Annotated in this window: 16 protein-coding genes; 5 read left to right on the forward strand and 11 right to left on the reverse strand. The window is 72.0% G+C overall.

Annotated elements, in window-relative coordinates; all coding sequences use genetic code 11:
* Window positions 1-20 precede the first annotated feature (20 nt).
* The 3 genes from AC0693_RS16625 to araD form a co-directional block, all read right to left on the reverse strand.
* Entirely contained in the window at window positions 21-1,214 is a 1,194-nt protein-coding gene (locus AC0693_RS16625) for a serine hydrolase domain-containing protein (RefSeq protein WP_478802190.1), read from the reverse strand.
* 175 nt (window positions 1,215-1,389) lie between these two features.
* Window positions 1,390-2,022: a pyridoxamine 5'-phosphate oxidase family protein gene (locus tag AC0693_RS16630; protein WP_478802191.1), complete on the reverse strand. Its 633-nt coding sequence runs from the start codon at window positions 2,020-2,022 to the stop codon at window positions 1,390-1,392.
* 127 nt (window positions 2,023-2,149) lie between these two features.
* Entirely contained in the window at window positions 2,150-2,887 is a 738-nt protein-coding gene (gene araD / locus AC0693_RS16635; RefSeq protein WP_478802192.1) for an L-ribulose-5-phosphate 4-epimerase AraD, read from the reverse strand.
* A 387-nt stretch (window positions 2,888-3,274) separates the two neighbouring features.
* Between araD and AC0693_RS16640 the strand changes: the two genes are divergently transcribed.
* On the forward strand, window positions 3,275-4,297 hold the full coding sequence (locus AC0693_RS16640; protein WP_468464067.1) for a LacI family DNA-binding transcriptional regulator: 1,023 nt from the start codon (window positions 3,275-3,277) through the stop codon (window positions 4,295-4,297).
* A gap of 100 nt (window positions 4,298-4,397) precedes the next feature.
* Here the strand turns inward: AC0693_RS16640 and AC0693_RS16645 are convergent, their stop codons facing one another.
* From AC0693_RS16645 to AC0693_RS16665, 5 genes are all read right to left on the reverse strand, one after another.
* A complete protein-coding gene (locus AC0693_RS16645) occupies window positions 4,398-5,576 on the reverse strand; it encodes an aldose epimerase family protein (protein WP_478802193.1) in 1,179 nt (392 codons plus the stop codon).
* A 111-nt stretch (window positions 5,577-5,687) separates the two neighbouring features.
* Window positions 5,688-6,710 carry a galactofuranose ABC transporter, permease protein YjfF gene (yjfF, locus tag AC0693_RS16650; protein WP_356406965.1) on the reverse strand — a complete coding sequence of 341 codons (1,023 nt, stop codon included), beginning with the start codon at window positions 6,708-6,710 and terminating at the stop codon, window positions 5,688-5,690.
* Window positions 6,707-7,807, reverse strand: coding sequence for an ABC transporter permease (locus AC0693_RS16655; protein WP_356406968.1), 1,101 nt, complete (start codon window positions 7,805-7,807; stop codon window positions 6,707-6,709). The genes yjfF and AC0693_RS16655 overlap by 4 nt, the downstream gene beginning before the upstream one ends.
* Entirely contained in the window at window positions 7,804-9,363 is a 1,560-nt protein-coding gene (locus tag AC0693_RS16660) for a sugar ABC transporter ATP-binding protein (RefSeq protein WP_478802194.1), read from the reverse strand. The genes AC0693_RS16655 and AC0693_RS16660 overlap by 4 nt, the downstream gene beginning before the upstream one ends.
* Before the next feature lie 94 nt (window positions 9,364-9,457).
* Window positions 9,458-10,456: an ABC transporter substrate-binding protein gene (locus AC0693_RS16665; RefSeq protein WP_356406973.1), complete on the reverse strand. Its 999-nt coding sequence runs from the start codon at window positions 10,454-10,456 to the stop codon at window positions 9,458-9,460.
* Window positions 10,457-11,116: 660 nt separating this feature from the next.
* Between AC0693_RS16665 and araB the strand changes: the two genes are divergently transcribed.
* Together araB and araA are read left to right on the forward strand one after the other, a co-directional pair.
* Window positions 11,117-12,811, forward strand: coding sequence for a ribulokinase (gene araB, locus AC0693_RS16670; protein WP_478802195.1), 1,695 nt, complete (start codon window positions 11,117-11,119; stop codon window positions 12,809-12,811).
* Window positions 12,812-12,892: 81 nt separating this feature from the next.
* Window positions 12,893-14,404, forward strand: coding sequence for an L-arabinose isomerase (gene araA / locus AC0693_RS16675; protein ID WP_478802196.1), 1,512 nt, complete (start codon window positions 12,893-12,895; stop codon window positions 14,402-14,404).
* Window positions 14,405-14,452: 48 nt separating this feature from the next.
* On the opposite strand, the gene AC0693_RS16680 is transcribed toward araA, so the two are convergent.
* From AC0693_RS16680 to AC0693_RS16690, 3 genes are all read right to left on the reverse strand, one after another.
* The gene (locus AC0693_RS16680) at window positions 14,453-17,185 is read right to left on the reverse strand and encodes a beta-L-arabinofuranosidase domain-containing protein (RefSeq protein ID WP_478802197.1); all 2,733 of its coding nucleotides are present in this window, start codon (window positions 17,183-17,185) and stop codon (window positions 14,453-14,455) included.
* 109 nt (window positions 17,186-17,294) lie between these two features.
* Window positions 17,295-19,130, reverse strand: a complete 1,836-nt coding sequence (locus tag AC0693_RS16685) for an RICIN domain-containing protein (RefSeq protein WP_478802198.1) — start codon at window positions 19,128-19,130, stop codon at window positions 17,295-17,297.
* 17 nt (window positions 19,131-19,147) lie between these two features.
* Window positions 19,148-20,620, reverse strand: coding sequence for an arabinofuranosidase catalytic domain-containing protein (locus AC0693_RS16690; RefSeq protein WP_478802253.1), 1,473 nt, complete (start codon window positions 20,618-20,620; stop codon window positions 19,148-19,150).
* A gap of 433 nt (window positions 20,621-21,053) precedes the next feature.
* Here AC0693_RS16690 and AC0693_RS16695 point away from each other — a divergent pair, with 433 nt between their 5' ends.
* Window positions 21,054-21,431 carry a beta-galactosidase gene (locus AC0693_RS16695; protein ID WP_478802199.1) on the forward strand — a complete coding sequence of 126 codons (378 nt, stop codon included), beginning with the start codon at window positions 21,054-21,056 and terminating at the stop codon, window positions 21,429-21,431.
* The gene (locus AC0693_RS16700; protein WP_478802200.1) at window positions 21,376-22,512 is read left to right on the forward strand and encodes a beta-galactosidase; all 1,137 of its coding nucleotides are present in this window, start codon (window positions 21,376-21,378) and stop codon (window positions 22,510-22,512) included. The genes AC0693_RS16695 and AC0693_RS16700 overlap by 56 nt, the downstream gene beginning before the upstream one ends.
* Window positions 22,513-22,552 lie beyond the last annotated feature (40 nt).

Below are 22,552 nucleotides of genomic sequence, written 5' to 3' on the forward strand. Positions count from 1 at the left end.
CCGCGCACCCGCTGGCGGGGTCACGGGCGCAGCAGGGCGCAGACGAAGTCCTCCTGGACCTGCCGGACGCGCTCCAGCAGGCCGGGGTTGACGGTGAGGGAGGTCTGCGTGGTGATCGAGAAGGTGAGCGAGCGCCGGCCGTCCGCGGTGGCCGCCACCAGCTGCGTGTACCCGGCCGTGTTGCCGGTGTGCCCGTACACCGCTCCGCAGCGCGTGGTGTACCGGTAGATCGCCAGGCCCGCGTCGTTTCGGCCGGGACCGGGGGGCTGGGACGCCGCGCCGGGGAGGAACGTGAACTGCCGGCGCCGGGTGGACTCCGAGACGAGCGCGCCGCCCGCGTAGCCCCGGATGAACGCGGTCAGGTCCTTCGGCGTCGAGACGATGCCCCCGGCCGCCCAGGCGCCCGAGGCGCTCACGGCCTCGCTGACGTCGACGGGGCCTTCCTGCGGGTCGATCTGGTAACCGTGGAGGAAGGGCTCGGGCAACCGGTAGCCCTGGGGCAGGCTCGTGGAGTCCATGCCCAGCGGCGCGTAGACGAGTTCGCGCAGCAGCTCCTCGTACCGGCGGCCGGTGGCGGCCTCGGCCATGAGGGCGACGGCGATGTTGTCGGAGTTGGAGTACTGGTAGCGGCTGCCCGGCCGGAACGCGAGGTCCTGGTCGGAGACGAAGTCCAGCAGGTGCCGCGAATCGAAGTGGTGGCGCGGGTCCGCGGAGATCATGCCGATGAACTCCGGGGACGCCGAGTAATCGGGCAACCCGCTGGTGTGGTTCAGGAGTTGACGGAGCGTCACCTCGTGCCACGCAGCGGGCTGTCCGGGCAGTACCTCACCGATCGTGGTCTCCAGGCGCAGCCGTCCGCGGTCGACGAGCCGCAGGGCCACCGCTCCGGTGAAGGCCTTGGCGACGCTCGCGATGCGCATGTGGTCCGTCGCCCTCGGCGGACGGCCACTGTCGATGTCGGCCACGCCCGCCCGGTAGACCCGCGTACGGTCGCCGTCGCGCAGGACCGCGATGACCCCGGGGGGCCCGTCGGGCCTGTTCACCAGCTCCCGCAGCTCCTGGTGGAGGGAGGTGCCCGGCGGCGGGTTGCGGTCCGCTCCGGCCTGTGCGGTCTGCACCGGGGTGGCGAGCACGGCGCCGCACACGGCGACGGCGGCGGCGAGGCGCAGCGACGAGCGGATCCGGCGTGCGGGGCCGTACGGGCGTCGGGACACGGAGGTACCTCCCGGGGAAGACGAGCGCGGTGGCCCACCATGGCAGCAGGCCCGCCGTCGCCGGCGGCGACACGTCCGCGCACCGCCCGGCCGTGGCCCGTCCGGCCCCCGGCGGCCGGCCCTGGCGGTCGGCCCTGGCGCACCGAGCCGCCGCGCTCCCCCGCACTCCCCGCGGTCAGATGTACATGTTCTTCTCGTCGTAGGAGGGCCCGTAGTAGCGCTCCAGCTCTTCCAGCGGCTCTTCCGCCCGCTCCAGGCTCTTCGAGATGCAGGCCCGGGAGGGGGCGGCGTCGGGGTTCCAGGTCTCCGGCTTCCACAGGGCGGAGCGCACGAAGGCCCGGGAGCAGTGGAAGTAGGCCTGCTCGACCTCGACGAGGAGGGCGAGCGAGGGGCGGTGGCCCTTGACGGTCAGGTCGTCGAAGAACGGCGCGTCGCGCAGCAGCCGCGCCCGGCCGTTGATCCGGAGGGTGTCGCCGCGGCCCGGGATCAGGAAGAGCAGACCGACGTGTGGGTTGGTGAGGACGTTGAGGTAGCTGTCCGCGCGGCGGTTGCCGGGGCGGTCGGGGAGCACGAGGGTGGTGTCGTCGAGGACCTTGGCGAAGCCGGCCGGGTCGCCCTTGGGCGAGACGTCGCAGGTTCCGTCGGCGGCGGAGGTGGAGATCAGGCAGAGCGGGGACCTCGCGAGCCACTGCCTGTGGTGGTCGTGGAGGGTCTGGCGGTCCTTGGCGAGGGCGGTGGGGGTGGGTTCGCCGAGCAGTTCGCGCAGCTCCGCTTCGGTGCCGATCTCCTCGTACGCCTCTGTGTTCACTGCCCGCCCCCGTCTGGTCGCGCGGCCGGACCGCCGCCTCGCCGCGACTATGCCACGGACGTCCGGAGGGTGGCCCCGGATGGTGACGGCGATCACCCGGCGCGACGGCCGCCGGGGGCGGCGGGGCTCAGGCGCCCGCGGTACGGGGGGTGTTGCCGTAGTAGGCGTCCGGTCCGTGCTTGCGGGTGAAGTGGCGCTCCAGCAGGTGCTTCGGCGGTTCGGAGGTCTCCCCGAGGCGGGACCCCAGCGCCAGCGTGTGCAGCGCCATCTCCGCCACGGCCTCGCAGACGATGGCGTTCTCCAGCGCCGCCTTCGCGGTGGCGCCCCAGGTGAAGGGGCCGTGCCGGGAGACCAGCGCGCCGGGGACCTCGTCGGCCCGCCGGGGGTCGCCGTCGAGCCGGGCGACGATCACCTGACCGGTGTTGTACTCGTAGTCCCGCGCGCACTGTTCGGCGGTGAGGTCCGCGGTGACGGGGACGGGTCCGTTGAAGGTGTCGGCGTGCGTCGTGCCGAGCACCGGGATGGGCCGACGCGCCTGGGCGAAGGCGACGGCGTGCGTCGAGTGCGTGTGGGTGACGCCGCCGATGGCGGGGAAGGCCCGGTAGAGGCACCGGTGGGTCTCGGTGTCGGTGGAGGGCCGCAGGTGCCCGTCGACCACCCGCCCGTCCTCCAGCGCCACGACCACCAGGTCCTCCTCGGTGAGGTCGGCGTAGGAGACCCCCGAGGGCTTGATGACGAAGACGCCCGCGTCCCGGTCGACTCCGCTGACGTTTCCCCAGGTGAGGGTGGCCAGGCCGGCCTCCGGGATGCGCAGGTTGGCCGCGAGGACCTCGCGCCGGAGGTCCTTGAGGTTGTACTCGCTCACTGCGCTCTCACCGTCTCTACGACGTGCGCGGCAACTTCACGGGCCCTGCGTGCCGCAGGGCCCGCACCCGCGCACGAGTGGGCTGGACCGATCGGGTGGAGCCGTGCGGGCCCGGGGTGGGACGACCGCAGGCTGACCCCCAGGGAATTGTGAGCGTTAACAAGCACAGATCTCAAGAGCCAGAAGAAATTTTTCGCCCACGAAAGCCGTGAGCCGCTGCATAATGTGAGCGCCCACATCATCCGTCCCGTCTCCGCCCGCAGCTGTTCCCCGGGCCGGTCCCGGGCGTGTCCGGGCGGCGGCCGGTTCGGTACCGTGAGGGAAGGCCGCCCGACGAGGAAAGGCAGAGAGTTGACCCAGCTCCCGGACGTCACGCGCGCGCCCACGATGACGGATGTCGCGCGCGTCGCCGGCGTGTCCCACCAGACCGTTTCACGGGTGCTCAGCGACCACCCGAACGTCAGCGCCAAGACCCGGGCCGCCGTGACGCAGGTCATCGAGCAACTGGGCTACCGGCGCAACTCGGCGGCCCGGGCCCTGGCCACGCGGCGCACCCACACGCTCGGCGTCATCGCGGTGAACACCACCCTCCACGGGCCCGCCAGCACCCTGACCGGGGTACAGGAGGCGGCCCGGAACCGCGGCTACCTGACCTCCGCCGTCACCCTGCGGACCGCCACCCGGACGGCCCTCGCCGAAGCCATGCAGCACCTCGCCGCGTGGGGCGTGGAGGGCATCGTCGCCGTCACCCCCCAGCGCGAGGCGGTACGGGCCCTGGCGGCGCTCGAAGCGCCGTGCCCGGTGGTCACCGTGGAGGGCGGCCACACCCTGGACCTGCCGGGGGTGTCACTGGACCAGGAGCTCGGCGCCCGCATGATCACGGACCACCTCCTCGCCTCGGGCCACGCCACCGTGTGGCACGTCGCGGGCCCTGCCGACTGGCTGGAGAGCGAGGGCCGCACCCGCGGGTGGGAGAACGCCCTGCGGGAGGCCGGCGCCGAGGTGCCGCCGCTGCTGCGCGGCGACTGGAGTCCGCTGTCGGGCTACCAGGCCGGTCAGCAGCTCGCGGGGCGGTTCCTGGCGTCGCGCGGGGCGGCCGCGGGCCTCACGGCGGTGTTCGTCGCCAACGACCAGATGGCCCTCGGTGTCCTGCGGGCCCTGCGGGAAGCGGGCCTGCGCACTCCGGAGGACGTGGCGGTCGCCGGTTTCGACGACATTCCCGAGGCGGAGTTCTTCCCGCCCCCGCTGACGACCATCCGTCAGGACTTCGCCTCGCTCGGCCGCGACAGCATCGGGCTGCTCCTGGACCACATCGAGGGTCGCACCGACGAGGCGACGCACCTGGTGGTGGCGCCCGAGCTGATCGTGCGCGCCAGCACGGCCCGCAGGAGCCTCCCCCGGGGCGAATGACCCTGCCCCGTCCGGCAAGCGCCGGCCCCGCCCGGCAAACGGGCGGGGCGCCGACCGCGCGTGCGGTCGGCGCCCCTGCGTCCCGGCCCTGGTGGATGCCCTACGCGGCCACCGTGCTGAAGCCGTGGATCGTGGTGGAGCGGTACACCTCGCCCGGGCGCAGGAGGACCGCCGGGTAGTCGGGGCGGTTGGGGGAGTCGGGGAAGTGCTGGGTCTCCAGCGCGACTCCCGCGTAGGCGCGGTACGCCCCGCCCCCCTTGCCCGTGATGTCACCGGTCAGGCCCTGGGCGGTGTAGACCTGGATGCCCGGTTCCGTGGTGTGCACCTCCATGCGGCGGCCGGAGGCGGGGGCGTACAGTACGGCGGCCTTGCGGGGGCGGATCCGCCGGGCTGCGTCGAGGACCCAGTTGTGGTCGAACCCGCCTCCGGCCAGCGCCAGTTGCGTGTCCGTCTCGGTCAGGACGTCGCTGAGCCGCCGGGGCCGGCGGAGGTCGAACGGGGTCCCGCTGACCGGGCGGTGGGCTCCGTCGGGGATCAACTCCGCGTCCACGGGGGTGTAGAGAGGCGCCTCCACCTGGAGCTGGTGGGACAGGACGTTGCCGCGCCCCTCCCCTTCGAGGTTCCAGTAGCTGTGGTGGGTGAGGTTGACGATCGTCGGCGCGTCGGCGACCGCCTGGTACGACAGCGTCAGGTTGTCCTGCCGGTCCAGCGTGTAGGTGACGCGGACGTTCAGGGCGCCGGGGAACCCCTGGTCGCCGTCGGGGCTGTGGAGGAACAGGCGGACGCCGGTGCGGTGCGCGGAGTGGAAGGGCTCGCACCGCCAGAGGCGCTGGTCGAAGCCGTCGGGGCCGCCGTGCAGGGTGTGCCCGCTGCGCTGGGTGGCGAGCCGGTGGGTGACGCCGTCGATGACGAGCCGGCCGTGCGCGATGCGGTTGGCGTACCGGCCCACCGTCGCGCCGAAGTAGCGGGCGGGGCCCTCGAAGGCGGCGGGATCGCGGGGTGCGAGCACCACGTCGGCGGTGTGCCCCCAGCGGTCCGGCACGGTCAGGGAGAGGAGCCGGGCGCCGCGCGTGTGCACCTGCGCGCAGGCCCGGCCGGGGAAGCCGAACCGCCAGGTGTCCCCCGTCCCGTCCGCGACCGCGCGCGGGGCGCGGCCCGGCCGCGGACGGGTGGCGGTCTCCGCGGGCTCGGCGGGCTCCGGTTCGGCGGGCTCCGGTTCGGCGGGTTCCGCGGGCTCCGGTTCGGCGGCCCGGGCGGCGGGTTCGTGTACGTGGTCCATGGCGGTTTTTCCTGGGGGTAGGTCCACCGGAGGGCGTGCCCGGGGCGGGCTGGGGCGCGGCGGCACGCGGACGCGGTGGTACGGGCTGACGGGCGCGGGAGGGCCCGGAGTTCAGTCGGCGGCGGGGCGGCGTCCGCTCATCAGGCGCTGGAGGACGATGAACACGAGCAGCAGGGCGCCGATGACGATCCGGGTCCACCAGGAGCTGAGCGTGCCCTGGAAGTTGACGACGGTCTGGATCGTGCCGAGGACGAGCACGCCGAGAGCGGTGCCCAGGACGAAGCCGGATCCGCCGGTCAGCAGGGTGCCGCCGATCACGGTGGCGGCGATCGCGTCGAGTTCCATGCCCATCGCGTGGAGGGCGTAGCCGGAGAGCATGTAGAAGGTCAGCAGCAGGCCGCCGAGTGCGGAGCACAGACCGCTGACGGCGTACACCGCGATCTTGGTGGAGCCCGCCGGGAGGCCCATCAGGCGCGCCGAGGACTCGTTGCCGCCCAGCGCGTACACGGTGCGGCCGAAGCGCGTGTGGTGCAGGACGACGAAGGCGGCCAGCAGCACGGCCAGGGCGATGACCACCGGGATGGAGACGAACAGTCCCCCGGGGCCGTACAACCGGGTCTGCGCGATGGCGGTCGTGGTGGGGTCGTTGATGGTGATGGATTCGGTGCTGATGGTGTAGCAGAGCCCGCGGGCCAGGAACATGCCGGCCAGGGTGACGATGAACGGCTGGATCTCGAAGGTGTGGATGATCCAGCCCATGAGCGCCCCGCTGGTGGCGCCGACCAGCAGGACCAGGGGGACGACCGTGACCAGGGGCCAGCCGTGCGACTCGACCAGCCAGGCCGTGATCATGGTCGACAGGGCCACCATGGAGCCGACGGACAGGTCGATGCCGCCGGTGAGGATGACGAAGGTCGCGCCGACCGCGACGACCAGCAGGAAGCCGTTGTCGATCAGCAGGTTGAGGACGACCTGCGTGGAGAGGAAGCCCTCGTAGCGCACCGATCCGACGCCGAACATGACGACCAGCAGGACGGCGGTGACGATCAGGGGGATCCGGGTGCGGGTACGCGGGGACACGGCCGCGAAGGGGCGCGTGAGATGCGCGGCGGCGCTCGCGATGCCGGTGCTCATGCGCGTACCTCCTGCTGCTGCGGGGCGGCGCCCGCCGTGGTGTGGGACCGGTCGGTGGTCGTCCGGCGGCGGCGCAGGGCCTTGGCCCGGAAGACCGGGGACTGTACGAGGCAGACGACGATGACGACGAAGGCCTTGAAGACGAGGGTGGTCTCGGGCGGGACGCCGAGGGTGTAGACCGTGGTGGACAGGGTCTGGATGATCAGGGCCCCGAGGACGGTGCCCCCGAGGGAGAAGCGGCCGCCGGTCAGGGCGGTGCCTCCGACGACGACGGCGAGGATGGCGTCGAGTTCGATCCACAGTCCCGCGTTGTTGCCGTCGGCGCTGGAGACGTTGGAGCTGATCATCAGCCCGGCGACGGCTGCGCACAGCGCGCTGAAGACGTAGACCAGGGCGAGCAGGCCGCCGGCGCGGATGCCGACGAGGCGGCTGGCGGCCGGGTTGCCGCCCACGGACTCGATCAGCATGCCCAGCGCGCTGCGGCGGGTGACGAAGGCGGTGAGCGCGACGAGGACGGCGGCCAGCAGGACGGCGAAGGGGAAGGTCAGCCAGTAGCCGCCGCCGATCATCTTGTAGGGGGCGCTGGTCACCGTGACGATCTGGCCGTCGGTGATCAGCTGGGCCACGCCGCGGCCCGCCACCATGAGGATCAGGGTGGCCACGATGGGCTGCACGCCGAGCCCCGACACCAGGAAGCCGTTGGCCAGCCCCAGGACGAGGGCGACGCCGAGCGCGAGGGCGACGGCCGTCATGACGGTGGTGACGCTGCCGGGGTGCGCGGCGGTGGAGAGGTGGCCGCAGGCGAGGGCGCCGGCGATGGCGACGGTGGAGCCCACCGAGAGGTCGATGCCCCGGGTGGCGATGACGAGGGTCATGCCGAGCGCCACCAGGGTCAGGGGCGCGCCGAACTGGAGGATGTCGACGAGGCTGCCGTAGAGGTGCCCGTCGCGTACGCGGACGGCGAAGAAGTCGTGGTGGAACGCGAGGTTGCCGAGGAGCAGGGCGAGCAGGATGAGCGCGGGCCACAGCAGGCGGTGGCCGGCCAGTCGCCTCCCGATTCCGCCGCGCGCCGTGGTCCTGGCGGGCTGGGTGGTCATGAGTCCGCTCCCGTGGCGATGGTCGTGAGGAGGCGTTCGGGGGTGACGCCGTCGTCATTGGTGAGGGTGGCCACCATGCGGTGGTCGCGGAGCACGGCGATGCGGTGGCTCAGCCGCAGGACCTCTTCGAGTTCCGCCGAGATGAACAGCACGGCGGTGCCTTCGGCGGCCAGCCGGGCCACGAGCTTCTGGATCTCCGCCTTGGCCCCGATGTCGATGCCGCGGGTGGGTTCGTCGAGGATCAGGAGCCGGGGCTCGGTCAGCAGCCACCGCGCGAGGAGGACCTTCTGCTGGTTGCCGCCGCTGAGGTGGCGCACCTGCGCCTCCGGGTCGGTGGGGCGGATGTCCAGGGCCTCGATCCAGTGCCGCGCCAGTTCGTCCTGGGTGGCGCGGGCCAGCGGCCGGGTCCAGCCGCGGGCGGCCTGGAGGGCGAGGACGATGTTCTCGCGGACCGTGAGCTCGCCCACCAGTCCCTCGGACTTGCGGTTCTCGGAGCAGAAGGCGATGCCCCGGGCGATGGCGTGCCGGGGGGTGCGCAGGAGGACCTTCCTGCCCTCGATGCTGACGTCTCCGGCGTCGGCGCTGTCCGCGCCGAACAGGAGGCGCGCGACTTCGGTGCGCCCCGATCCCAGCAGGCCGGCCAGTCCGATGACCTCGCCGGCGTGGATGTCGAGGTCGTACGGTTCGATCGAGCCGGTGCGGGTCAGTTGGCGGGCCCGCAGGAACGGCTCGCCGTCCGCCCGTTCGACCGCGGTGGCGCGGGCGCGGTCCGACAGCTGGTCGAGGGTGGCCAGTTCGCCGCCGATCATGCGCTGTACGAGCGTCACCGGCGTGAGTTCGCCGATGGGGTACTCGCCTTCCAGGCGGCCGTTGCGCAGGACGGTGACCCGGTCGCAGAGGTCGAACACCTGGTCCAGGAAGTGCGTGACGAAGAGGATGGCCACCCCGCGGTCGCGCAGGCGCCTCACCAGGGTGAAGAGCTGGGCGACCTCCTCGCGGTCCAGGCTGGAGGTGGGTTCGTCCAGTACGAGCACCTTCGCCGAGACGTCCACCGCCCGGATGATGGCGACCAGTTGCTGCACCGCGAGGGAGTGCGAGCCGAGCAGGCTGGTGACGTCCAGGTCGAGGTCGAGTTCCGTCAGCAGCTCCGCCGCCCGGCGGCGCGCGGCGGACCAGTGGACGAGGCCGAACCGGCGCGGTTCGCGTCCGATGAGGATGTTCTCCGCGACCGAGATGTTCGCGCAGAGGTTGACCTCCTGGTAGACGGTGCTGATGCCGGCCTGCTGCGCCTGGAGCGGGTCGGCGAAGGCCTGGGGCCGGCCGTCGACGAGGAGGGTGCCGCCGTCGGCGGGGTGGACGCCGGTGAGCACCTTGATCAAGGTGGACTTCCCGGCGCCGTTCTCGCCCATCAGGGCGTGCACCTCGCCGGGGAAGAGCCGCAGCGCGACTCCGTCGAGGGCGAGCACGCCCGGGAACTGCTTGCGGATGCCCTGGGCTTCCAGGACCGGCCGCGGGCCGTCGGCGTCCGCGGGCCGCGGGGTGGACGGGGATGCCATCCGCCCTCCTCTCGTGGGTGGGGTGGTGGTGCGGGCTCCGGAGGGCGGAGGGAGGCACCTGGGCGGGCCTCCTCCGGCGCCGGAACCTGCCGTGTCAGTAGTTCCGGGTCGGCAGCGCGGCGGCGGCCTTGTCCTGGGTGAAGACGCCTTCCTGGGTCTCGACGCGGGCCGGCACGCTCTCCCCCGCCGCGACCTTCTTGGCCAGCTCCATGAGCTGGTCGCCGAGCAGCGGGTTGCACTCCACGACGACGTTGATCTTGCCCTCGGTCATCGCGACGAAGGCGTCCTTGACCCCGTCCACCGAGATCACCTTGATGTCCGTCCCGGGCTTCTTGCCGGACTCCTCGATGGCCTGGATGGCGCCGAGGGCCATGTCGTCGTTGTGGGCGTAGAGGACGTCGATGTCCTTCTGGGACTTCAGGAAGGCCTGCATGACCTCCTTGCCCTTGGCGCGGGTGAAGTCGCCCGTCTGCGAAGCGACGATCTTGAACTTGCCGTCGGCGCGGATGGCGTCGGCGAAGCCGGCCTTGCGGTCGTTCGCGGGGGCGGAGCCCGTGGTGCCCTGGAGCTCGACGATGTTGACCGGGCCCTGCTGGTTGGCGTAGGCGCCGGTCAGCCATTCGCCCGCGGACTTGCCCTCCTTGACGAAGTCGGAGCCCAGGAAGGACTTGTAGAGGGAGGTGTCCTTGGTGTCGACGGCGCGGTCGGTGAGGATGACCGGGATGCCCGCGTCCTTCGCCTCCTTCAGCACGGTGTCCCAGCCGGACTCCACGACCGGCGAGAAGGCGATGACGTCCACCTTCTGCTGGATGAAGGTGCGGATCGCCTTGATCTGGTTCTCCTGCTTCTGCTGCGCGTCGGAGAACTTGAGGGTGATCCCGGCCTTCTTCGCCGCGTCCTGGACGGACTTGGTGTTGGCGGTGCGCCAGCCGCTCTCCGCGCCGACCTGGGCGAAGCCCAGCGTGATCGGGCCGTGGCCGCCCGCCTTGGCCGACGGGGAGGAGCCGGAGGCGGGGCCCTCGGTCGAGCACGCGGTCAGCGCGGAGGAGGCGAGGAGGGTGGCGGTGAGGACGAGAACTGCTCTGCGAGCCATGTCGGGTGTCCTTTCGGGGTGTGCGGAAGGGGTGGTGGCGCGGGGCCCGGGTGCCGGGCGGTGTCACGCCCCGGCGTGGCGTGCCGGGGGGGGTGCGGGGCGGCGCGGCGTGGCGTTCCACGGCGTGACGGGACGTATCGCATCCCGTCGTGTCGCCGTGGTGTGCCGTGCCGCGCTGAGCCATGTCGTGCCGTGCGGTGCCGTGTCGTGCCGTGCCGTGCCGTGTCGCGTCGCCGCGGAGCCGCCGGAGTTCGGGTGGGGATCCACGGGAGGTGGGTTTCGGTCCCCTGTGGAGGGGGCGCCGTCGCATTGTGAGCGCTAACAAGCCTGGTTCTCAACCCCCTTGCGCGCGTTACCTGTCTGTTACCGCGTCGAGCGTGGCCGGGACCGGGCCCGGCCCCTCGCCGTTCGCCCACCCGCGCGCCCCGCCGGACCTCCCCCTGCGTCGCGCCGACCGGCACCCGACCCCGGTTGTGCGACGTATACGAAAGCCGCCGCGGGAGAGGCGGCGGGAGGCGACCGGCCCGCACCCCTTGCCTCACGCCATTGTTAGCGCTCACAATACGGTGGACCCCCGGTCGGCCCCAGGATCACGGGGCGGCGACCGCCTCCGCCCGTCGGCCCGTCCGGCACCCCGCGGCTCCTTCGAAAGGCACTCCGTTGACGTCACCCCGCCCCCTCGCGCCCACCCCGCCCTCCGAGCCCTCGGAGCAGTACACGGTCGGCGTCGACTTCGGCACGCTGTCGGGCCGCGCCGTGGTGGTGCGGGTGCGCGACGGTGAGGAACTGGCCGCGGCGGTCCACCCCTACCGGCACGGCGTCATCGACCGGCAGCTGCCCGGCAGCGGTGCGCAGCTGCCCCCGGACTGGGCCCTGCAGCACCCCGAGGACTGGCGGGACGTCCTGCGTCACGCCGTCCCGGACGCCGTGTCGGCGGCCGGGATCGATCCGGCCGACGTGATCGGCATCGCCACCGACTTCACCGCGTGCACCGTCCTGCCCGCGCTGGCCGACGGGACTCCCCTCGCCGAGACGGAGCTCGCCGGACGGCCGCACGCCTGGCCCAAGCTGTGGAAGCACCACGCGGCCCAGTCGCACGCCGACCGCATCAACGAACTCGCCCACGCGCGCGGCGAGAAGTGGATCGCCCGCTACGGCGGCCGGATCTCCGCCGAGTGGCAGTTCGCGAAGGCCCTCCAGGTACTGGAGGAGGACCCGCTCGTCTACGACACCTGCGCGCGGTGGATCGAGGCCGCCGACTGGATCGTGTGGCAGCTCACCGGCACCGAGTCCCGCAACGCCTGCACCGCCGGATACAAGGGCATCCACCAGGACGGCGCCTACCCGAGCGAGGAGTACCTGGCCGCGCTGAACCCGGCGTTCGCCGACTTCGCGCACACGCGCCTCGCGTTCCCGCTCTCCGCCCTGGGCTCGCGCGTGGGTTCGCTCACCGCCGAGGCGGCCGCCTGGACGGGGCTGCGCCCGGGCATCGCCGTGGCCGCGGGCAACGTCGACGCCCACGTCACCGCGGCGGCGGCCCAGGCCGTCGAGGACGGGCAGCTGCTCGCCATCATGGGCACCTCCACCTGCCACGTCGTGAACGCCCCGGTCCTCGCCGACGTTCCCGGCATCTGCGGCGTCGTGGCCGGCGGCATCGTCGAGGGAACCTACGGCTACGAGGCCGGCCAGAGCGCCGTCGGCGACATCTTCGCCTGGGTACTGGACCAGGGCGTTCCGGCGGACTACCTTGCCGAGGCCGCCGAGCACGGCGAGGACCTGCACGCCCTGCTGACCCGCAAGGCCGCCGGCCGGCCCGTCGGCGGACACGGGCTGGTCGCACTCGACTGGCTGAACGGCAACCGTTCGGTCCTCGTCGACCACCACCTCTCCGGGGTCGTCGTCGGCCTCACCCTCGCGACCCGCCCCGAGGACCTCTACCGCGCGCTGATCGAAGCCACCGCGTTCGGCACCCGCGTCATCGTGGAGACCCTGGAGAGCGGCGGGGTGCCGGTCCACGAGTTCATCGTGGCCGGCGGACTCGCCAAGAACGAGCTGCTGATGCAGATCTACGCCGACGTGCTGCGCCGCCCCGTCTTCCTCGCCGCGTCCGAACAGGGCCCCGCGCTCGGGTCGGCCATCCACGCCGCCGTAGCCGCCGGAGCCCACGCCGACGTCCGCACGGCCACCGCGGCCATGGGCCGCCGGGGCGCCGCCGTGTACCGGCCCGACGCCTCGCGGGCCGATGCGTACGACGCCCTCTTCGCCGAATACCGGCTCCTGCACGACCACTTCGCCGACGGCGGTCTGCTGCACCGCCTGCGCGCCGTGCGCGACGCGGCCCGCACCGCGGGCTGAACGCGCCCCGCCATTCGTCCCCGCCGCCCCAACCGCCCGCCGCCTCACGGCCGTCGCGGGATCCGACCTTCAGGAGTCCATGTGTCCAGCCCCACCCTGCCCACCCGGGAGATCTGGTTCCTCACCGGCAGCCAAGGCCTCTACGGGGAGGAGACGCTGCAGCAGGTCGCCGACCAGTCGCGGCGGATCGCCGGCACGCTGGCCGAAGCCCCCGGGCTGCCCGCACGCGTGGTGTGGAAGCCCGTACTGACCGAGGCCGACGCGATCCGCCGGATCTGCCTCGACGCGAACGCCGACGACCGGTGCGTCGGCGTCATCGCCTGGATGCACACCTTCTCCCCCGCCAAGATGTGGATCGCCGGACTCGACGCGCTGCGCAAGCCGTTGCTCCACCTCCACACCCAGTCGAACGTGGCCCTGCCCTGGGACACCATCGACATGGACTTCATGAACCTCAACCAAGCCGCCCACGGTGACCGGGAGTTCGGGCACATCCAGGCCCGGCTCGGCGTGCCCCGCAAGACCGTGGCGGGCCACGTCACCGATCCGGTGACGACCGCGCGCGTCGCGGTCTGGGCGCGGGCGGCCGCCGCACGGTCCGAACTGGCCGCCCTCAAGGTCGCCCGCTTCGGCGACAACATGCGCGACGTCGCCGTCACCGAGGGCGACAAGGTCGAGGCCCAGCTGCGGTTCGGCGTCTCCGTCAACACCTACGGCGTCAACGACCTGGTGGAGGTCGTCGACGGCGCGGACGAGACCGAGGTGACGGCCCTCGTCAAGGAGTACGAGGACTCCTACCAGCTGGCGCCGGAGCTGCGCGCCGGAGGCGAGCGGCACGACGCGCTGCGCTACGCGGCCCGCATCGAGGCCGGTCTGCGCACCTTCCTGGAGGCGGGCGGCTTCCGGGCCTTCACCACCAACTTCGAGGACCTGGGCGGCCTGCGCCAGCTCCCGGGCCTCGCGGTCCAGCGGCTCATGTCCCAGGGGTACGGTTTCGGCGGTGAGGGCGACTGGAAGACCGCCGTGCTGCTGCGCGCCCTCAAGGTCGCCGCGGCCGGCCTGCCCGGCGGCACCTCCTTCATGGAGGACTACACCTACGACCTGACGCCCGGCAGCGAACTGATCCTCGGCGCGCACATGCTGGAGGTCTGCCCCACCCTCGCGTCCGCCCGGCCCAGCTGCGAGATCCACCCCCTCGGCATCGGCGGCCGCGAGGACCCGGTGCGCCTGGTGTTCGACGCCGCCCCCGGCCCGGCCGTGGTGGTCGGCCTCGCCGACCTCGGCGACCGGTTCCGGCTGGTCGCCAACGACATCGACGTGGTGGCGCCCCCGCACCCGCTGCCGGCCCTGCCCGTCGCCCGCGCGGTCTGGCGGCCGCACCCCGACCTGCGGACGTCCACGGAGTCCTGGCTGACGGCGGGCGGGCCGCACCACACCGTCCTCAGCACGGCCCTCACCTCCGACCACCTCGACGACCTGGCGGAGATGCTGCGCCTGGAACTGCTCCTCATCGACGGGAGCACCACCCCGAAGCAGTTCCGGCGCGACCTGCGGTGGAACCAGGCGTACCACCGGCTGGCACAGGGCCTGTGATCCGGTGGCCGCGGTCGGTCCGTGCCCCTCAGGGGGCACGGCGCCCGGTCAGATGAAGCGCCAGAGGTGGTCGCCGGTGCCGTTGTCGTCCCACAGGACGCCCTGGGCTCCCGCGGCGGTGGAGGCACCGGCGACACCGAGGACGCGGCCGCCGTCGGCGCACTGGATCCTGAAGGTGTCGCCGCCGCCGTGACGCAGGCGCCACCGGTGGTCGGCGGCGCCGTTGTCCGCCCACTGCACGACGCGGGCGCCGTTGGTGGTGGCGCCGTTCTCCACGGCGAGGACCTTGCCGCTGTGGGAGTTGCGCAGGCGCAGCCACCCGCCGGTGTCGACCACCGCCGTCCAGAGGTGGTCGGCGGTGCCGTTGTCGTCCCACTGGACGGCGAGGCCTCCGTCGGCCGTGGACATGTCCCGCACGCCGAGGACCTTGCCGCTGGCGACGTTCTGGATGCGCCGGGCGCCGTCGGGGACGAACTGCCACTGGCCGGAGGCGGCGCCGGTGTCGGGGACCTGTACGGCGGCGGCGCCGTTCGCGGTGGAGCCGCCCGCGATGCCGAGCAGCTTGCCGGTGTGGACGTTGCGCAGCGCGTGGTAGCCGTTGCCCGCGTCGACGACGGTCCACCGGTGGTCGGCGGTGCCGGTGTCGGACCACTGGAGGACCGGCGCGTTGTCGGCGGTCGACATGTCCCGCACGCCGAGGACCTTGCCGCTGTTGAGGTTGCGCAGCCGCAGCGCGCCGCCGTCGGCGACCAGGACCCAGTTGTGGTCGGCGGTGCCGGAGTCGCTCCACTGGAGGGCGAGGGCCCCGTCGGCGGTGGACATGTCCCGGATGCCGAGGACGAGTCCGCTGGCCGCGTTGACGAGCCGGAAGCCGGCGCTGTCGGTCCGCCAGTACACGGTGTAGTTGAAGCCCTGGGCGTCGTGGAACGGGCCCAGATCGACCTTCGTGCCGTTGGCGGTGGCCGTGAAGGCGAGGGCGGTGCCACTGGTCCGGGTGACCGAGGACGGGTCCAGGGCCGGCAGGGCGGACAGTGCGGCGCTGCCGTAGTTGCCGGCGAGGACGGCGGGGCCGTAGGTGACCGCCGCGACGCCGGGGTTGTCGTTGGCGGGCTGGAGGGCCACGCGCATGGGGAGCTTCACGGTGACGGTGTCGCCCGAGGCCCAGGAGCGGGTGAGGGTGGCGTAGGTGCCCGGGTCGGCCGTGACGCTCTGGGCGACGCCGTTGACGCTGACGACGGCGCGCGAGGTCCATCCGGGGATGCGGATGCGCAGGGACCAGGTCCCGCCGACGCTGCCGGTGACCTTGAGCGTCGTGGTGTCGTCGGCCGGGTACGCGGTGGTCTGGGTCACCGTGATGCCCCGCTGGGTCCAGTCCAGGACGGAGGGGAGGAAGAGGTTCACGGTGAGCGTGGTGCCGTCGTGGAAGTAGACGGAGTCCATCAGCTTGGTGTGTGACTCGATGCCCGTCCCCTGGCAGCACCAGAACGTGCCGTAGTCGGTGCTCCAGGTGCCGCCGCCCCACGCCGGTCCCACGCCCCGGCGGCCGCCCGGGTTGAGGGGGGTGAAGTAGGTGACGTGGCCGTGCGGGTCGGCCGGGTTCTGGGCGCCGACGACATGGTTGATCAGCGTCTTCTCGTAGAAGTCGAAGTAGGCCGCCCGGTCGGGGGCCAGCTGCCACAACTCGCGGGTCAGCTTCAGCATGTTGTAGGAGTTGCAGAGCTCGCAGGTGTCCTGGACGAGGTGGCCGGCGAGGGCGTTCGGGGCCCGGAAGTGCTCCGCCTGGCTGTTGCCGCCGATGGCGTAGGTGTGGGCCGTGGTGGTGATCGTCCAGGCGTTGGCGGCGATGTCGCGGTAGCGGGTCGTCCCGGTGGCCTTGTACGTGCGGACGGCGCCGATCCACTTGGGCACCTGGGTGTTGGCGTGCAGGCCGTCCAGCCGGTCCTGGTTCGCGGCGAGCGGATCGAAGACCGCGGCGTGGTCGAACCGCTGGGCGGTGGTCAGCCAGCGGGCGTCGCCGGTCTGCTGGTAGAGGTCCGCGAGCACCTCGTTCATGCCGCCGAACTCGACGCCCAGGCAGGCCTGCATGGTGGCGCGGCTGAGCGGTGCGGTGCGCCGGTCGACCCAGCCGGCGAGCGCGAGGAGCACGTCGCGCGCCTGGGTGCTGCCGATGAGGCGCCACACGTCGAGCAGACCGGCCATGGTCTTGTGGACGCAGTAGTAGGGAACGTTGCCGTTGTTCAGCGTCCCCGCTTCGAGACCGGTGAAGTCCTTCTCGGGAAAGCCCGACAGGTAGCCGGCCGAGAACCCCGCGGTGGCGTTGTTGGCCTGGCACTTGGCGAGCTCGGCCACCATGCGTTCGGCCTTGTCCCGGCAGCTGGTGTCCCCGACCGCGGCGTAGGCCTGCGCCCACGCCGTGAGGAAGTGGCCCTGCACGTGGGTGCGGAAGGGGAACGCCGGGTCGTCCCAGCCTCCGCTCGGAGCCGCGGCGTTGGTGGAAAGGCGGTGGTTGGAGCGGAAGTTGTACAGGAGGCGGTCGACGTCGACGAAGCGGAGGTAGGCCAGGGTGCGGTTCTGATTGTCGAGCCACCGGCTGCCGGTGAGCCGGACCTGGCCCAGGTCGAACGGGAGCGTCGACACTCCGACGTCGGACCTGAGCGGGGGCGTCTGCGCCGCGGCGGCGGAGGCCGGCGGGGAACCGAGGGCGGGTCCGGCGGCAGCGGCCACGGCCGCGGCGCCGGTCGCCTTGATCACGGCGCGGCGGCTGAAGGGGTGGGTCGGCATGGCGGGCTCCATGGTCCGTGAGGGAGGACGGGTGCGGGGGAAGGAGGCGGTGGCCCGGGGCGGGCTGGGCGGGCGACTGGTTGCCTGCCCAGGCCGCCCCCGGGGTGGTTCAGCTCTTGCCGGACAGGCGCCAGACCTGGTTCTTCTTGGTGGCCAGGGCACTGGCGGGGTCACAGGTCCACTGGTGGACCAGTGCTCCGGCGGCGGTGGAGATACCGCTGACGTCCACGCACTTGCCGCTGTGCACCGCGACGAGCTGGTAGTCGTTGGCGGCGGCCTGCCGCAGCGTGAACTGCTGGCTCGTGCCGCCGTGGCAGGTCCACTGGTGGACCGCCGCGCCGTCGGCGGTGGAGACGCCGCGGACGTCGAGGCACTTGCCGCTGTGGCGGTTCACCAGGGAGTAGGTGTCCGCCGCCCCTGTCACCGGGCGGAAGTCGAACCGCTGTTCCTCACCGGCGCCGCAGGCGTACTGCCGGTACTGGGCGCCGTCGGCGGTGCTCTGGTCCGGGTCGTCCAGGCAGTACCCGCTGTGCTGTGCGACGGCGGTCGACGAGAAGGCGGCCTGACTGCCGGAGAACTGCCACCAGTTGACGTTGAACAGGAACCCGCTGCCACCGGCGAAGCGCAGGTACAGATCGTGCGTCCCGGTGGCGCCGGTGACGGGGCACGAGACCGTGCTCCAGTTCTGCCAGCCTCCGGTGCCCGCCGCGGCGCACGTCCCGACCGTCGGCCCGGTGGGACTGTCCAGGTGCAGCTCGATGCGGCCGCCGCTGGTGTTCGAGGCCGTCCTGGCCGTGAACGAGCCGGCTCCGGCGCCGAACGCCGCGCCCTTGACCTTGATGTAGTCGCCGTTCTCGATCCAGCTGACGTTCATCCCGCCCTCGCTGGAGGGTTCGGTTTCGATGCCGCTGCCCCAGGCGATGGTCTCGGCTTCCTGGCGGACATAGGGATCGAGCGTGCCGGTCTGCGGCGCCCCGGCCGTCGTCATGTTGATCGTGGGAAGGGTGCCGTCGGCGTTGTAGCTGAACTTCTCCACCGCGACCGACCGGGTGAATCCGCCGCCGCCCGGCAGCGCGCCGTTGTGGTAGAAGAAGTACGAGCCGCCGTTGAAGTCGATGATGCCGACGTGGTTGGTGAAGCTGCTGCCCTGTGAGGGCATGATGGCGCCGCGATACGTCCACGGCCCGGTCGGGCCGGGCGAGGTGGAGTAGGCAATGAACTCGGAGCAGCATTTCGCCGCGAACACCATGTAGTACAGGCCGTTGCGCTTGTGGAACCACGGGCCTTCCTCGTACAGGGTGGGCCGGTTCGCGTCTCCCGTGCGGGTGCCGAACCCCGCGGTCGTCAGCGGGATCTGTGCCGGGCTGCCGGAGTACGAGACCATGTCGGCGTTGAGCCGCACGTACCACAGATTCGGATTGCCGTAATAGAGGTAGGCCTGGCCGTCGTCGTCGATGAAGACGGTGGGATCGATTTCGGAGTTCTGGATCAGTGGACCGCCGATCGCGTCGTGGAACGGCCCGATCGGGCTGTCCGAGACCCCGACTCCGATGGCCTGCGATCCGTTGGACATGCGCACCGGCACGTACCAGTAGAACTTTCCGTTGCGCTGGACGACCTGTCCCGCCCAGGCGTCCGAGCCGGCCCAGCTGAAGGTCGCCAGGCTCATCGGCGAGCCGTGATCGGTCCAGTTCACCATGTCCGACGAGGACGACACCCGCCAATCGCGCATGGTGAAGGACGTCGGCGCGGCATTGTCCTCATCGTGTCCGGTGTACAGGTAGACCCGGCCGTTGTAGACCAGCGGCGCCGGGTCGGCGGTGTAGACGTGCTGCACGACCGGGTTGTCCGCCCGGGCGGCGGCCGGAAGGAACGCCAGCATGCACAGAAGGCTCATCGCCAGGACGAGGACGCGTTTCGACGACCGCTGACGTGCGAATGTCACGGTGGGGGCCCTCATTCTCATCGGTAGCCGGCGGCGGCGATATTCGCCTGGACCGCGTTTTCGGTCGCGTCCGAGGGGTAGCCCGCGACCATGGCGCCCTCGTAGAAGGTGCCCGCGCTGTCGTTGATGTTGCCGACCTCGGGTGAGCAGCAATCGCCGCCGCTCCCCAGGACGATGGCGCCCTGCTTCCGCATCGGGCTGTATACGTTGGGCTCGTTGGGAAGCGCGCCGTCCCAGAGGGTGGTCAGGCTTCGGGCCTGGGCATCGCTGCCCTTGAGCGCGAATCTCGACGTCCCGTTGTTCTTCAGTGTCGCCGTGACGAACTTGCTCGGGAATGCCTGCTGGTTGGGGTTCCACGTGCTGCCGCCACCGGGGAACAGGCCCCATTCGAGGTCGGCCTGCACCCAGGGTCCGGTTCCGGTGCAGCGGCCGAACCAGCAGTTCGTCCCGAAGTAGATGGCGTCCATGGCGCCCGGTCCGTCGGCCTTGCGGGTGGTTTCGCTGTTGCCGTAGTCGAAGCAGCAGCCGTTGTTGACGTGCGTACCGCTGGTGACCATGTACATCCCCTCGGGCGCGCTGCCCGTCGGGACACCCGTCAGGTGGCCGTCACGCCAGTAGCTGGTCCCGGGGTTGATGTAGAGCGAGTAGGCCTTGCTGCCGCCGACCGTCAGCGATTCGGTGGTCGCCACGGCCGGGCGGGTCTGCGGTGAGCCGGGGACCACGCTGGAGCCCTGGTACCACAGGTCGTTGCCACGCCCGGACTGGTCGAACACGGCCGTGATGACGCACGTGGTGTTCGCGCAGAAGGAGTCCTGGGCCGCCGCGTTGGCGACGCCACCAGGGGTCAGTACGCCGATGTTGCGGGTCGCGTTGTCCGAGCGCCTGACCTGGTACAGGTCTCCGTTGTAGGCGCTGTAGAGGGCGCGCGTCGTGCTGTGCGCCGCCACGCAGGGCGTACCCCCCGCGCCGTAGATGTCGCACGGGCCGGAGCCGGTGCTCCCGTCCACCCGGACGAGTTGCCACTGCTGGTTGGCGCCGCCCCAGTCGCTGTACTGCACGACCTTGCCGCCGTCGCCGGTCGCCGCGTTCTGGACCTCGACCGCCTTGCTGCTGTTGCGGTTGATCAGCCGGACGTAGCCGCTGTCGGAGTCGGCCAGCCGGAACTGCTGGTTGGTGCCGCCGTGGTCGCTCCATTGGTGGATGGCGGCACCGTCGGCCGCCGACCAGCCGGACACGTCGATCATCTTGCCCGAGTGCCGCGCCTTGAGGCGGTAGTAGCCGTCGCCGGAATCCACGAACTGGAACTGCTGGTTGGGGGCGTTGGTACGGGTCCACTGGACGACGTCGGCGCCGTCGGCGGTGGAGGAGTTGTAGACGTCGAGGGCCTTGCCGCTGTTGTGGTTCACCAGGACGTACCAGCCGGTGGTGTCCACCGCGGCGGCCGCGGCCGGCGTCGTGGCCACCGTGAGCAGCCACCCCGCGATCGCCATGGCGGCCGCGGCGGCCACCCCCGACCGCCATCGCCGACGCCACCTCGTGGCGTGCGCTAACCCAACCGACATAGCGACTTCCTTCCATTCGGACGCCGAGGACACCCGCATACGGACAATGGCCCGGAAAAGCGGGCGTGTTAGCGCTAACAATTCTGCAGATAAGCGGTGCAGGAATGGGTGAGGTGTAGGTGCTGAGTAGCCAGCCGACGATGCGGGCGAACACGCCACGTGTACTGTGAGCGCTCACATCTGCCGCGTCAAGATGTAATGAGAAGTTTTCACAGGAAGCCCCTTGGGGGCGGGCGTCGGCATCCTCTCCGCGTCAATCCGCTCGGTCCGGCCTCGCCACCCCCTGAAGTTGAAGCGCATCGACGGATCCGGGTCTCCTGACGTACCGCGCACAGGCCGTCCCAGGAGGCCTTCATGGCGCATGCGCCCTTGCCTCCCAGGAAACCGCCCCGTTACCTTGGCGACCGCAAGCGAAGCGCTTCGACACGCCACGGCACGACTGAGCCTCCTACCCGAGGAACGTCATGACGACTCGCAGCATCACCGACCGCCTCGGCGGTCTGGCCTTCGGCGGCGACCACAACCCCGAGCAGTGGGACGAGCCCGTCCGGAAGGAGGACGACGAGCTCATGCGCCGGGCCGGGTTCAACCTCGCCCACCCCGACGCACTGGCGGTCCGGGCTGGTGCGACCACGCGGCCGCCGCCTTCCGGGTATGGCTGCGCGCCCGCCACGGCCTCCTCGATGCCCTCAACGAGGCCTGGGGCACCGCCTTCTGGAGCCAGCGCCACACCTCCTGAGAGCAGGTGCTGCCGCCGCGCGCGACGCGGTACCACCACAACCCCGGCCAGAGCGTGGACTTCCACCGCTTCTGGGGCGGCCTTCGCGCGGGAACTCGACGTCGTCAGCTCCGACCAGTACCCGTCCCTGCCGGGCCCGGGCTCCTGCGCCCACGTCGCGTTCTACGCCGACCGGTCCCGCTCCCTGGCCGGCGGCCGGCCGTGGCTGCTGATGGAGCAGGGCACCAGCCCCGTCTACGACGGCGACCAGGTGCTCGGCAAGGAGCCCGGCGAGATCCTGCGCCACACCCTCGGTCACATCGCGCGCGGTTCGGAGGGGGCCCTGACCCTGACCGGTCAAGTGGTCGGCTGGCTGGGCGAGTTGGCGGGATCTACGGTCAGCGAGCCGGTCGCCTTACTCGACGATCCGGACGCCATGTGGGCGCTGGAGGCGGACGGCCTGCCCTCCGTCCGGCTCGACTACCACGCGCCGCTCACGGCCGCGCACCGGGCGCTGTGGGACGCGGGCGTCACGGCCGACTTCGCCCGTCTCGAGCACGAGTTGGGCGGCTACCGGCTGGTCGTCGCGCCGTCCTCGTTTCTGCTGTCCGACCGGGGCGCCGAGAACCTGCGCCGTTACGTCGAGGGCGGCGGCACCCTCCTCGTCCAGCACGCGAGCGGATACGTCGACGAGCGGGTGCACGCCCGGCTCGGCGGCTATCCGGCGCCCCCGCTGCGCACCGGGGGCGCGCAGACCGTCGCCACCTGCACCCACGGCATGCCCGCGGGCGGCCCCGCCCTCACCCGGCACCGCTGCGGCACCGGCCAGGGCTGGTACCTCTCCACCCGGCTGGACGACGGTGACCACGCCGCCCTGATCGGGCGCCTGCCGGCGCAGGCGGGCGCCGAGCCGGAGGTGCCGGACCTGCCCGCCGGTGTCGAGGTCGTCACCCGGCACGCACCCGACGGCCGCCACTGGCGGATCCTGCTCCATCACACCCCCGGGACCGTCCCCCTGCCGAGCCCGGCCCACGACCTGCTCACCGGCGCCCTCGCACACGAACTGGCGCCGGGCGGCTGCGCGGTGCTGCGCGGGCACTGACCCCACCCGGCCGTCACGGGCCCGATGACCCCGATGACCC

Source organism: Streptomyces sp. NPDC043876, from assembly GCF_056435825.1.

Bases quoted from the DNA above. Each gene is read 5' to 3' on its own strand.
- AC0693_RS16655 (WP_356406968.1), bottom strand. From the start codon at position 7,807: ATGACCACCCAGCCCGCCAGGACCACGGCGCGCGGCGGAATCGGGAGG.
- AC0693_RS16665 (WP_356406973.1), bottom strand. From the start codon at position 10,456: ATGGCTCGCAGAGCAGTTCTCGTCCTCACCGCCACCCTCCTCGCCTCC.
- yjfF (WP_356406965.1), bottom strand. From the start codon at position 6,710: ATGAGCACCGGCATCGCGAGCGCCGCCGCGCATCTCACGCGCCCCTTC.
- AC0693_RS16680 (WP_478802197.1), bottom strand. From the start codon at position 17,185: ATGCCGACCCACCCCTTCAGCCGCCGCGCCGTGATCAAGGCGACCGGC.
- AC0693_RS16640 (WP_468464067.1), top strand. From the start codon at position 3,275: ATGACGGATGTCGCGCGCGTCGCCGGCGTGTCCCACCAGACCGTTTCA.
- AC0693_RS16645 (WP_478802193.1), bottom strand. From the start codon at position 5,576: ATGGACCACGTACACGAACCCGCCGCCCGGGCCGCCGAACCGGAGCCC.
- AC0693_RS16660 (WP_478802194.1), bottom strand. From the start codon at position 9,363: ATGGCATCCCCGTCCACCCCGCGGCCCGCGGACGCCGACGGCCCGCGG.
- AC0693_RS16700 (WP_478802200.1), top strand. From the start codon at position 21,376: ATGCCCTCAACGAGGCCTGGGGCACCGCCTTCTGGAGCCAGCGCCACA.
- AC0693_RS16690 (WP_478802253.1), bottom strand. From the start codon at position 20,620: ATGGCGATCGCGGGGTGGCTGCTCACGGTGGCCACGACGCCGGCCGCG.
- AC0693_RS16695 (WP_478802199.1), top strand. From the start codon at position 21,054: ATGCGCCCTTGCCTCCCAGGAAACCGCCCCGTTACCTTGGCGACCGCA.